This is a genomic window from Pseudoalteromonas rubra, assembly GCF_005887095.1.
GTDB classification, from domain to species: domain Bacteria; phylum Pseudomonadota; class Gammaproteobacteria; order Enterobacterales; family Alteromonadaceae; genus Pseudoalteromonas; species Pseudoalteromonas rubra_E.
In genome coordinates this window covers 130,690-145,066 of record NZ_PNCI01000016.1, presented here as the reverse complement: position 1 = coordinate 145,066, position 14,377 = coordinate 130,690, and the positions used below count along the sequence as shown (strand labels likewise).

Sequence of the window (14,377 nt, the reverse complement as noted above, 5' to 3'; positions counted from 1 at the left end):
ACATCATGGAAAAATTATTAAAAAAACTGAATGAACAGGGGATCTTTTTCTTTGTTGAAGAAGGGAAACTTAAATCACGCGCGCAAAAAGAGGCAATTACACCTGAGATTGCACAGGAAATACGACAGCACAAGGATGCCATTGTTGCATACTTAACTGAAAATACGGCAAAAGAGAATCAGTTGGTGAAAGCGCCGGCTGATTTCTGTGACGCAAGCTTTGCGCAACAGCAGCTCTGGACTTTAGCTCAGCTGGAAAACAATCAGCTGTCTCAGTACCACCTGCAGACAGCCGTCAAGTTGCACGGTGAATTGAACAAACAACACCTGGCGTCGGCAATGACTTCGGTGGTGCAAAACCACCCGATCCTGCGTACCGCTTATAACTTTGATGATCGGGTTATCACACAGGTGACGGCGTGTCAGGAGGTTGCTCTGGCACATCGCAAGGTCGACAATGACGCGCAGTTGCATGCACTGGTTGCCGCAGAGGTGGCAGTACCTTTTGATCTGACTTCGCCACCAATGCTCAGAGCGGTGTTGTTTGAGCTAGATGCACAAACACACGTGTTATTGCTGGTGATGCACCATATTGCGGTTGATGGTCAGTCAATGGCGTTGTTATCTGAGCAAATCTTTGCACATTATGAGCAGCTTTGTGTCGGCGAAGCCGTACCAGTGCAGTCTCAGTACGATTACCGTGACTATACTTATTGGCAGTTAGAGTATAGTGAAACTCAGATGGCGCAAGACGCGGCTTACTGGCAGTCCTATTTGGCCGATGCCCCTGCATGCCTGGACTTGCCGTTAACCAAAATGCGCCCTCAGACACAGTCATTTCGTGGCAATGGCATAACTAAAGTTGTCCCTGAACATGTCAGTTCAGCGTTAAAGTTGGTGCAGAAAAGTACGGGTATTACTCAGTTCAATTTACTGCAATCTGCATTTGCAGTGCTATTGCATCGTTTGTCTGGCGAAAATGACATTTTGATGGGCACACCGGTGCTTAATCGTCCGCTTCCTGAATTTGACGATGTCATTGGTTTTTTCGCCAATACTCAGGTATTACGAAATCGTTTTCGTACTGAAGAAAGCTTTGTCGAGTTTGCCCAACGCCAGCAAGCCGCTTTTGTTGCGGGTAGCCGGCACAGTGGGTTTCCATTCAGTGCGTTGCTGGATGAACTAGACGTGAAACGGGATCTGAGTCATAGCCCGTTGTTTCAGGTTGAGTTTACCATGCAGATGCCACAGCAGGATACGTTAAAGCTTGCAGATGGCACGCGTGTTGAGCGTGTTGATTTGCAGGCCAGAGCGACTAAGTTCGATTTGTCACTCAATGTGATGCAGTTAACCTCGGGACTTGAACTCTACTGGGAATATGCAACGGATCTTTTCCCGGAATCTGTGATTGCGCGAATGCATGAGCGGTTTGTTGCATTACTGGAGCAAATCGTACTTAACCCGCAACAACAGATTGCACAATTCGCCCTGACATTACCCCATGAGCACGCACAACTCGCGCAATGGAACAATACTGAGGCAGAGTTTAGCGCACACAGCACGCTGACACAGCTGATTTGTCAGCAAGCGGCACGTACGCCGGATGCGGTTGCTCTGGAAGATGCGACTCAGCGGCTCACCTACAGCGAGCTGATTATGCAAACGGGCCAGATAGCTGGGGCATTGAAGCTCGCTGGCGTTGGCGCTAATCAGCCCGTCGCGCTGCACTTTGAGCGTTCAATCGACATGGTATTGGCGATTATTGCTGTACAGCGTGCTGGTGGTGCCTATTTGCCGTTGGAGCCACAGTGGCCTGAACAGCGCATCAATGATGTATTGAATGAAGCAGACTGTGAGCTGGTGCTGAGCGCAGATATGGGCACATTGAATACGCCCTGCAAGGTGCTGACGCTAAGTGCATTGCAACAGGATGAGGCTGAATGTCCTGACACGAGTCTGGATCAGGCAGCGGCAACGGATCTGGCTTATGTTCTGTTTACATCCGGTTCAACCGGTAAGCCCAAAGGGGTTATGGTTGAGCACCGTGCCGCCGTCAACCGAATCGAATGGATGGCAAATGCCTATGCGCTGTCGTCGCAGGATGTGGTGTTGCAAAAAACGCCATATACCTTTGATGTTTCAGTCTGGGAGTTCTTTTTACCGCTTATCTGTGGTGCTCGTTTGTATGTGGCTCCGGCGCATGTTCACGCTGAGCCTGCACAGTTACAAGGCGTGCTACAAGACTCAGGGGCAACAATCGTACACTTTGTGCCTTCCATGTTACAACTGATGTTGAATATCAACGGATTTGAGCAATGCCCGCAGCTTCGCCACGTAATGTGTAGTGGCGAGGCGCTGAGTAAGGTACATGTTGACGCGTTTTATCAGCAGGTTAGCGGTGTGGCTTTACATAACCTTTATGGTCCAACCGAAGCGGCAATTGATGTTTCATTTTGCCAAACTGACACTGCTCTGGAAGTGATCAGCATAGGCGGGCCGATCCAGAATATCACGCTTCATGTTCTGGATCAGTATGGTCAGTTGCTACCGTTGGGGTGTCCCGGCGAGCTGCATATTGAAGGGGTTGGGTTAGCCAGAGGGTACATTAATCGCCCTGAACTCACTGCGGCACAGTTTGTGACTATTGCGCTTAATGGTGAGCAACGGCGGGTTTATAAAACGGGTGATTTGGTTAGATGGAATGCACATGGCGAGCTGGAGTACTTGGGGCGTAACGACCGACAAGTGAAACTCAATGGTATTCGGTTTGAACTGGCAGAGATTGAAAATGCGATCTGTCAGCTAACCGGGATCCAACAGGCTGCGGTTTGTCAGGTGGCCCGCAACGATGACAAAAAGACGTTGGCGTGTTTTTACGTTGCAAATAAAGAAGCGTCTGACGCACTGAGTTATCAGCACATGAGTGAGCAGCTCAAAGGCATGATCCCGCACTACGCGATACCCAACCAGTTTGTTGAGGTGCCGGCATTCCCGCTCAGTGCAAACGGTAAATTAGACTATAAAAAACTGCAGTCTATGCTAGTGCCTGCTGACCTTTCAGAAGACTTAGTTGAACCGACTTCAGAGCTTGAAAAACAGCTTGTTGTACTGTGGAAGGAGGTTCTGACAGTTGACCACATTGGCGTAGAGGATAACTTTTTCCAGCTTGGAGGAGATTCCATACTGGCAATTCGGGTTGCAGCTGCTGCGGCCGAGCAGGGGATTATACTCGATGCCAAATCGATCATCGCTTACCCTACTATTCGGACCCTCGCTGAGAATGTACGTGTTGCCAGTGATGTCGCGCCTGAGCCGGAAAAAACCATTGCCCCGTTTGAGTTGTTGCAGAGTCATCAAAAAGAAGAGCTGATCCGGTTGGGTTATTTTCCGTTACTTGAAGACGCTTACCCAATGACAACGCTACAGCAGGGTATGCTGTTTCATGCGCAGAAAGATCAACAGCTGGGTTTGTACCACGATATTATTGGTACCCGATTGAGAGTGGTTTGGGACGACACATTATTCCGCCAGTCATTGACAGAGATGGTGACCCGACATGAAGCACTCAGAACGCATTTCTATGTCAGTGCAGACCACGAATTGCAGTTGGTGCATAAAACGGCAGAGATCAATATCGAGGTCTTCGATCTGACAGATATCGCGCGTGATGAGATTGATCACCATATTGCACAGTGGAAAGCGCACGAAGCGGTGAGTGAATTTAATCCAGGCAAGTCACCTTGGAAAGTGGTGATTCATGTTCTGTCAGAACAGGAAATTAGCTACTACTTATGCGTTCATCATGCGTTGCTGGATGGCTGGAGTGTGGCAAGTTTTGATACCGAGCTGTTTGACCGTTACTGGCATGCGCTGGAGAACAAAGACTATACACCCGGACAAACTCCGTTGCTGAACCGTTACTATGTGGCGGAAGAGTTGGCGGCGCAAGACTCGGCGCAGTCCCGCGCTTACTGGGGCGAGCTATTGCAAGGCGTTCAACTGCCCTGGTGGAGTTCAGAGCCGAGCGCCAAAATTGAACGGGTCGTCGTACCCATTTCGGCTGAAATAAGTGAAGGCATTGAGCGGGTCGCGAAACAGCTCAAGTGTCAGGAAAAAAGTGTGCTCCTGAGTGCACACACGTGTTTGATCTCTATGCTCTCCGGGCGTCGTGATACTCTGACGGGTAATGTATGTAATGGTCGCCCTGAGCGTCACGGCGGTATCGAAACTTTAGGTTTGTTCCTCAATGCTCAACCGTTCAGAGTTGATTTATCTGGTAAGCGCTGGGCTGAGGTTGTCGAAGCGGTGGAGTCGCAGTCAGTGGCAGGCTTGTCACATCGTCATTATCCGATAGCTGCGGTTCATGAAGACACCGGACTCGACTTTTCAGCATCGTTATTCAACTTTACCCGCTTCCATGTCTATAAACAGGTATCAGATAAACTGGATGTCGTGGCGTTTGATGGTCAGTTACAGACTAACTACAAACTTACCTCTGAATTTTCAAAGAATCTGAATACAGACCAGTTTGAACTGTCTCTGTTTATTGATAGTGAGATTTTCCCTGCGCCGTTCCAGGCCCGGATTGTACGATGTTATATTGAAATCTTCACTGCCATGATCGCTGATCTGCAAAGTCAGGTCGACTTTACTAAGCTGGTTGCACAGACAAGTGTACCGGTGGCTGCTGAAAGTATGGTCGCACGCAGCGAACAAACCGTGCTGACACGATTTGCTGCTGCCGCTAAAGCCCATGCTGACAAAATCGCGATTGCCGAAGAGGGAGAAGCGTTGTCCTATGCACAGCTGGATACGCGTTCTGATCATTTGGCGGCTTATCTGCAACAACGTCAGGTGCAAGTGGGAGATAAGGTCGGACTATTTATGCCTCCCGGTGTGGCGACGATCGTTGCCATTCTTGCGGTGCTTAAATGTGGTGCGGCGTATGTGCCTATCGATATGGCTAACCCGCCAGAGCGTACCGAGTTGATTGTCGAAGACGCGCAGCTCGCGGCGGTGCTGACCACACCACAGGCCAGTGTACGTTGTCGTGAGCTCTCTGGAGATAAAGTCATTGAAATCAGCGATGGGCTGTTTGATGAGTTGTCGGAACAGGCGTTGAAGACCGATCAGCTGCCTACCATTGAGCCTGATCAACTGGCTTATGTGATCTATACGTCGGGCTCGACGGGCAAGCCAAAAGGGGTATTGGTCAACCATCGTCCGCTGAATCATCTCTTTGACAGCACGCAAGCCAGTGTGCAGTTTAGTGCTGACGACAATTGGGTGCTGTTCCACTCGTATGCATTTGACTTTTCTGTTTGGGAAATCTGGGGTGCATTGCTGTTTGGCGCGACACTATACATCCCTGACAATCAGGTCAGGCGCTCGCCGCAGGAGTTCAGGGAGTACCTGCGGAACAACCACATTACGGTTTTAAATCAAACGCCCAGTGCTTTCTATTCGTTGATTGATGAAGACTCTCAGCACACCAGTTTGCTGCCACTGAGGCTGGTTATCCTGTCGGGAGACAAGCTCAACCTGAATCGGGTTGGTGGTTGGTCGGAGCGCTATGGCACGGCATGTGAGTTGCTAAATATTTACGGTATTACAGAAACCACGGTATTTGTGTCTGAGTATAAAATCAGCCATGAAAATGCGGACGAAAAGCAGCAAAGCATTATAGGTAAACCACTTCCAGGTTATGACATCCTACTGGTCGATGAAAATATGTGCCCCACGTTACAGGGGGTACCCGGTGAAATGCTGGTTGGCGGCGGCGGGGTCACGAGTGGTTATTTAAATCGTCCCGAGCTGACTGACGAGCGCTTTATTCAGTTGCCCGCTCATTCGGGCAAACGCTTCTATCGTACCGGCGACATGGCGTTATACGACGAACAGCATAGACTTGTGTATCTGGGCCGCAGAGATAAACAGGTTAAAATCCGTGGTTACCGGATAGAGCTTGGCGAGATTCAGGCCATTATCGCCGATATTACGGCGGTGAAAGATGCTGCGGTGATGTGTATTGGCGAAGGTGATGCGACTAAGCAACTGATTGCTTATATCAGCTGGAATGGCGCGCCTATGGATGTGCCTGAACTCAGAGAGCTGCTAAAAGCGCGACTCCCGAACTATATGATCCCGGCTCATTTCCAGTATCTGAAAGACATACCTCTTAACATCAATGGCAAAATAGATGAGAAGAAGCTGGCCAGGCTGACTGTCAGTCATGGTCGTACAGTGGCATCTGAGACACCAATGGAGGCCAAGGTCGCCGCGATCTGGAAGCAGGTATTAGGGCATCAGTCAGTCTGTGTGGAAACCGACTTTTTCACGCTCGGTGGTGACTCTTTATCGGCGATCCGGGTTGTAGGCGAAATGCAGCAGCAACTGGGTAAAGCGATTTCTATTCGAAACCTGCTGGAATATGACACGGTTCGCAGTTTGTCGTTATTCACAGAGCAGGAAGCACTGACTGCTGAGCGTCAGGATACGATCAGCCCTGATTTTGAACAGCGATTTGAACCTTTTGCTTTGACGGATGTGCAACAGGCTTACTGGCTGGGCAGGCAAGGTGGAATTGAACTGAGCAATGTCGGTACGCATAGTTATACGGAGATCCCGATCCATAAAGACTATGTTGATCGTATCAGTGCCGTTTGGAATACCCTGATCCAGCGTCATGATATGTTGCGTATGGTCCTCACTGAAGAAGGCCAGCAGCGCATCTTACCGTCTGTACCTGGCTATGACGTGATTCGTTATACACTTGCAAACCAGTCAGGACAGCACCTGCAGCAAGTGCGTGATGACATGTCACATAACCATTTTTCTGGTACACAATGGCCGCTGTTTGATCTCAGAATGACTGAATTGAGCAATGGTGATGGCTTGTTGCATTTCAGTATTGATGCACTGGTTGTGGATGCTTCCAGTGCCATGATACTCATTTCTGAGTTTGCGCAGTTGCTGCTTGAACAGTCGCTACAACCACTGTCATTGAGCTTTAGAGACTATGTGGTCGCGCTAGAATCAGGTCAGTCTGGGTATGATTACCAGATGGCACAGGATTATTGGCTACAGCGCGTGGCACAATTCCCGAAAGGGCCTGCATTGCCGACTCTGGTGGACCCCAAAACAATCAGCGCCCCACGTTTTGAGCGTCGCGCGTGTCGACTGAGCGGTGAGCATTGGCAAGCTGTAAAAGCACAGGGCTCCAACCATGGCCTGACGCCGACGGGCGTTGTGATGGGGGTACTGACAGACGCATTGCACACCTGGAGTGGGAGCGAACACTTCGCTTTGAATATGACGCTCTTTAATCGTCAACCGGTTCACCCTGAGGTCAATCAGCTGGTGGGAGACTTTACCACCTTGACCTTACTGGAAGCAGATTACCGACACGCTGATGCACATTTTTGCGCACGTGCAGAGCGTTTGCAGTCGCAGCTGTGGTCAGATCTCAGCCATCGAAGCTTCTCCGGTGTTGCCTTTCAGCGTGCATTGAATGCACAACGAGATGAAGAGTTACGTTACCCGGTGGTGTTGACCAGTACATTGGGCCTTGACCAGTTTGACGGTTTGGACACGCTCAAACAGTCTGACTATGACGACGTATTTGGTGTCACTCAGACCTCTCAGGTATGGCTGGATTGTAAGGTGTACGAAGAGCGCGGTGCATTGGTGGTTGAGTGGGATAGTGTGGTTGGGCTATTCGATGAAACGATGCTGGATGACATGTTTACGTCATTTGAACAGGCCCTGACATCACTGGCGGACCAGGCAAGCTGGGAGAAGCGTGCATTATTGCAGCTACCAGAAGCACAAAAACAGCTCATCGAGCGTGTCAATGACACTTATGTTGATAGAGCATTTCCTTTGCTTCATCAGGGTTTTGAGTCAAGTGCGGCACAATTTTCTGAAAAAATTGCAGTGATCAGTGGTGAGCAATCCTTTACCTATCAGCAGATAGACTATTTGAGTCATCATTATGCGCTGCAACTTCAGGCGCGAGGCGTGACTGCAAATTCTCTGGTTGCCGTGGTTATGGAAAAATCTTGGCAACAAGTGGTTGCCGTATTGGCCATTCTGCGCGCGGGCGCGGCTTATTTACCCATTGATGCCAGCCTGCCTGAATCCAGGATCTCGCAGCTCCTGGAACAGGGTGAGGCGTCTGTGGCGTTATGCAGTCAGGTTGCTGTATCGCGTGTCAATGACAGTGTGGACTGGCTTGAGGTGACTGTACCAGAGGTCACGCCGCAGTTACCTGCATTGAAACCCACAGCGACGCTGGAATCTGATCTGGCCTATGTGATTTTTACGTCAGGTTCGACCGGCAACCCGAAAGGGGTTGCCATCGAGCACCGTGGTGCGGTGAACACCATTTTAGACATCAACGAGCGCTATCAAGTCTGTTCAGATGACGTCTTCCTTGGCTTGTCTAATCTGAATTTTGATTTATCGGTGTATGACATTTTTGGCGCACTGGGGCTAGGTGCCACTTTGATACTGCCCAAGCCAGAAGAGGCCAGAGAGCCATCAGCCTGGTTGCGTTATCTTAATGAGCATCAGGTCAGCGTATGGAATAGCGTCCCAGCGCTCATGCAAATGTTGGTAGACTTTGTTGAACCTGACTACCTCAACCAGAGTCTGCGCTTGTTGATGATGAGCGGAGACTGGATTGCTACTAATTTACCAGCGAAAGTGCACCAGCACTTCCCGCAGTGTAAGCAGCATAGTTTAGGTGGGGCGACAGAAGCATCCATTTGGTCAATAGCTTATGCGATTGCAGATGTGGATATTCAGTCACGCAGTATTCCTTACGGTAAAGCATTGAGTAATCAGCAGTTCTTTGTATTTGATTCTCAATTAAATCAAGTGCCTCTGTGGGTTGAGGGGGATTTATATATTGCCGGGATTGGGTTGGCGCGTGAGTATTGGCGCGATGAAGAGAAAACCCGCAGTAGTTTTATTACCCACCCGACTACCGGTGTGCGCCTTTATAAAACCGGGGACAGAGGGCGTCTGTTAGATGATGGCAATATTGAGTTTCTGGGACGCCTGGATCAGCAGGTCAAGGTGCAGGGGCATCGTATTGAGCTGGAGGAAATCGAACATCACTTGTTACGCCATAGCTCAATCGACAACGCGGTTGTTACGACTAAGCATAACGAAGGGCGCAATCAGCTGATTGCGTATTTAGTGGCCAAGCCGACGAATTATCAGCAAAAGCCGATTATCAAAGACAATGGGCCGCAGGCAACTCACTCTGAAGTGCTTCAGACCTGCGCCTTGCCTCAGGTTGATATGTTAAAGCCTATCGACTTACGGGCGTTGCAAACCAGCGCCGGGTCTGAGCAGCCACACCCGGTGCTGTGTGATGATGATATTCATAATTTACTTGCTTTGTATCAGCGTCAGCAGATTCAGGAAGATGAGCCGACAAAAGGTTTGTATCCATCAGTCAGTGCGTTGTATCCCGTGCGGCTTTATCTGCGAATTGTCAATGGTGCGGGGGCCGCGTTGGGCTGGCCGTCTGGTTACTATGTGTATGAGCCGGTTTCCCATACTTTGCAGCAGCTGTCTGTCATTGAAGATGGCGTTGAGATTGAGGTTAACATTGCACTGGTCTCTCATTTGGCGCAGGTTGAGCTGTTGTACAAAGAGCAAAGTCGTGCGTTCTGCGAACTGGAAACAGGCTATATGCTTGGTTTACTCGACTGCGTTGAGGGACTGGACCTGTGTTTATCCGATCAGCCAGTGTCATTACCCTGGCATGGTGGCGCCAGACTCGATGTAGGTCAGGAAATTTTATCCGAGCTGACGTTACGTAAAGCAACGGCCACCGGCCAGTCAGAGCTGGCAAGTTGTTCAGAAGTACACTCAGCGGCATCGAGACTCGACATTCCTTTGGCAGACTCATACGAAGAAGTGCCTTTTACTTTTAATGCATTGACTCGAAAAAGTTATCGTAAATTTACAGCAACAAAAGCGCAGGGATCGGATATCGATATACTGATGGCTGTATGTCGTCGTTATTTACCTGAGCCTGAGCGCAGTGGTGTACGTTTGGTGGTACGTTTGCACAATGAAGTTGATGGCGCACACCCATATGCACCAGGCTTTTATGAGTATTGTCAAGCGACCCACAGGCTAATGTGGTTAAGTGAGCAACAGCCTGTGACAGAGGAGCTGGTGCAGGGGGCGGAATTAAAGATCATGACGTCAGCTGTCTTCAGCTTGTTTATCGTTGCGCAGCAAGCTGGATTAGACAGCCATGTGGCTGCTGGTAAGCTCAGCCAGGCATTGCAGTGCTATCTCCCCTCAGTAGGGCTGGGGATCTGCCCGGTCGGTTTGATCAAAGATACGTTGTTTGCACAGGCAACCGGAATAGATAGCCAGGAAGGTCAGGTGATCCATACCCTGATTGGTGGGTTCATTGAGCCTGAGAATGAAGCCGCGTCGGTATTTTCAGCGGCACCGGTCGTACCACAATGGTATGACCTGGAAGTGATGCTGATGAATGTGTTGCCGCACTACATGGTGCCAAAAGCATTTGTATATCTGGATGCGATACCGTTGACTGCCAACGGGAAGCTAAACAGGGCTGCGCTGCCTGATGTGAATATGGCGCAATTCAATGACGCTTATGTTGCACCAATGAATGATATGGAAACGCGCATTCAGGCCTATTGTCAGTCTTTGCTTGAAGTAACGTCTATCAGTGTCACACAAAACTTGCTCAATATCGGTGCTGACTCGCTAATGATCGTGCGATTGGTGAATCACATTCGTAGCAGCGAAGGATGCAATATAGGTATTGCTGAGATCTTCAATGCGGTCGATATTCGCAGTATTGCTGGCAAGGCAATAGAGGCGAAAAAGCGCACAGAACAGTTCCAGCAACTTTCTGAAGAAGCCGAAGATACTCAAGATATGGAGCATTTATCACTATGAGTTTAGGTGACGTTATTGAAATGTGTGTTGCGGCAAATGTGAAGCTGTCCGTGATTGATGAGCGATTGGATGTTAAAGCCCCTGCGGGGGCACTGACACCGGAGTTGGTTGCTAATTTAAAAGCACATAAAGCAGAGTTAATGGCCTGGCTGGCAACACAAGCTGAGACCAGAACTGAGGTGGACAACACCATTAAACCGGCTCCGCTACAGGATGATTACCCACTGAGTTCTAATCAACTGAGGTTGTGGTTTATTGAACAGGCAGAACAAAGTGGTACGGTTTACAATATTCCGTCTCAAATGAGATTGGTTGGCGCGTTGGATGAAAATGCTCTCAAGCGGGCGATTCAGTTAACGGTCGAGCGTCATGAAATATTGCGCACGCTGTATCAGGTGCGCGGTGACCAGACTCGCCAGGTTATCTTACCTCAGGTAGAGGTGCCGTTTATTTATCATGATTTATCGACTCAGCGTGCAGATGTGGCCGCGCAGCGTAGTGAGCTGTTGCAGCAGGCGTTTGCTTTTAAGTTTGACCTGGCCCGGGACATCAGTATTCGGGCAACTTTGATAAAGGAGTCTGAGCAAACCTTCACATTGGCGTTTTTGGTACATCACATTGCCGCTGATGCCTGGAGTATTGGGTTAATTACCAAGGAAATATTGGCACATTACGCGAATTTTGTCGGCGCAGGTAAGCAGTCGCCAGAGGTGGCTGGGTTGCATTATAAAGATTACACCTATTGGCAGCACGAGCGCATGCATGAATATGGTGCGGATTCTCCTGCCATGCAGTTTTGGCAAAACTATCTGGCGGGTAGCAGTGGGTATTTAGCGATCTCAACAGACCTTCCACGCAAGGCATCGATGGCACTTCCTGCCGGCATCATAGAACAGCCTATGGATCAGGCCAGTTATGATGCGCTACGCCAGTTTTGTGCGGATCACGGGGTGAGCATGTTTGTGACCCTTGAGTTCGTCTATAGTCTGGTGTTATCTCTGTATGCCGGTACACACGATGTCGCAGTGGGTTTTCCTGTTGCTAACCGTATTCATAAAGAGCTGGAAGAAGTGGTAGGGTATTTTTCTAATACCTTAGTGGTTCGCAACCAGATTGACTATGAGCAGAGTTTCCTGGCATCGCTGTCGCAGGCAAAGTGCGATGTTGCTGAGATATTGTCTCACCAGTCGATGCCGTTTGACTTATTGGTGGAGCAGCTGGCTATTCCCAGAGTGCAAGATGCTCACCCTCTTTTCCAACACTCTTTTGTTTTACAAGAGAAAGTAGAAAATATCTCAGCGCAACAACATGATATTGCTGTTGAGCTGCAAACCCCAGATACAAATGCAGCAAAATTTGACCTGATGTTGCAATTTGGCGAAGTCGGAGCGCAGATGATGTGTAGCTGGGAATATGATCAACGGTTATTCAGGCCCGAGACCGTTGCGGCAATGAAGGAAAATTTCGACTTTTTATTGCGTCAATTGATGGCTGAGCCACATCAGCCGTTGAAGCAGGTGGTCAATGTCTGCCAAGCTCAACAACGTGCATACACACGGTTTATTGGTCAGCACGTTGAGCGCGATCACACCAGTTTGATCATCGACCGGATTGATCAATGGGCGCATGAGACACCGGATGCGGATGCGTTGGCAGATAATCGCGGCACAGTGAGTTATGCGCAACTGAGTCATCAATCGGATCAGCTCGCCATATTACTGATTGAGCAAGGACTGTCTGTCGGTGAGCGTGTTGGCATTTGCTTGCCGCGAAGTACTGACTTTATGATTTGGGTTTGTGCTGTGCTCAAAGCCGGGCTGGCGTATGTGCCAATTGATACAGGATATCCTGATGAGCGTATCTCAAGCGTGATAGCGAGCGCACAGCCAAGTGCGATGATCATGAGCGCTGAGCGGATGCAGTGCTGTGAAGGAGTCTCTTCAGCCATGCGTATCCTGGACAGTGAGCAGATCATCTCGACGCTCTCAGGCTCATCTGAGGTTGTTAATAAGCCCTTAATACTCACACAAAGACGTCAGAGCATCGGCCCGCAAGAGATTGCATATCTTATTTTTACATCCGGGACGACGGGTAAACCGAAAGGGGTCTCGGTGTCTCACGGTGCGTTACTGAATCTGGCAGAAAACCAAAAGCAGATCTTTTCTGTATCGACAGCAAGTAAAATGATTAGCTTCTCGTCGGTCAGTTTTGATATTTCGGTTGCAGACTGGGCATGGGCGCTGGCCCATGGTGCGAGTCTCTACCTGTGTGATGAGGCGGTGAAGTCTGATCCCGTCGCACTGTCTGAGTGCCTGGAGAGACAGAGGATCACCCATATCAATGTGACACCCAGTGTATTGTCCCTGATCGACTCGCAGCGGCACTATGCTTTTGAAGCGATGACGGTCGGGGGAGAGGCACCTTCATCCAATGTTATGCGTAAATGGTGTACGCAATACCCTGTATTTAATACTTATGGTCCCACAGAAAGCGCGGTGTATATGCTGTACGCCAGAATCACCGACGCCAGCCGCATTTACTTAGATACAACATTCGACAATGTAGCCGTATATGTACTGAATCAGCAGTTGATGCCTGTACCGCAAGGGTGTGTGGGCGAAGTCTTTATCGGTGGCGCTTCGTTGGCGAGTGGCTATTTCAATAACCCGGCAGAGACACAACAAAAGTTCATTTCAATACCTGCATTGCACGATGGCCCGCTTTATCGTACCGGTGATCTGGTCAAACTGAATGAACAAGGGCAACTCATCTTTCAGGGACGTTGTGATGATCAAGTTAAGATCAGAGGCAACCGTTTAGAAATTCGAGAAGTTGAAAGCTGTCTGGAAAGCCATGTGCTGGTCAGTGAAGCTGTGGTGGTTAAAAAAGAGTCAGCGAATGGCATGGAGTATTTGTTGGCTTTGATTAATCCGGCTGAGAGCAGTGACGGCGATGTTGCTGCTGAGCTGAGCGAGTATCTGTCTGAGCAGTTACCAAGTTATATGGTGCCCTCTCAGTTTTTGCTGCTTGATGATTGGCCAGTGAATCAAAATGGTAAAACTGACAGAAAAGCGCTGGCACAGTTAGAGATTACCTTTACACCTGTTGCATATGTACCACCGAGGGGAGATGTGGACCTGCATTTACAGGGGATCTGGGCTGCGTTACTGGAGTGCCAACCAGAAGACATCAGCATTAATGCCAACTTCTACGCACTCAATGGCAACTCAATTCTGATGATGAAAATGCTCTCTATGCTCAAGCAAGCATTCAGTATCACAGTCACACTTAGAGACATCATTGACGCAAAAAGCCTGGCAGAGTTATCTGACACAATCCAGTTGCTACAGAACTACTCTGTAGCCAAAGAAGAAATAGAGTCAGGAGAATTTGAAATGGAAGGCGATATATAGGTTTTG

Annotated in this window: 2 protein-coding genes; both read left to right on the top strand. The window is 49.2% G+C overall.

The window, feature by feature from the left end; all coding sequences use genetic code 11:
- The first annotated feature begins 5 nt into the window (after positions 1 to 5).
- On the top strand, positions 6 to 10,958 hold the full coding sequence (locus CWB99_RS07645) for a non-ribosomal peptide synthetase (RefSeq protein WP_138551816.1): 10,953 nt from the start codon (positions 6 to 8) through the stop codon (positions 10,956 to 10,958).
- Entirely contained in the window at positions 10,955 to 14,371 is a 3,417-nt protein-coding gene (locus CWB99_RS07640) for a non-ribosomal peptide synthetase (protein ID WP_138551815.1), read from the top strand. The genes CWB99_RS07645 and CWB99_RS07640 overlap by 4 nt, the downstream gene beginning before the upstream one ends.
- Positions 14,372 to 14,377 lie beyond the last annotated feature (6 nt).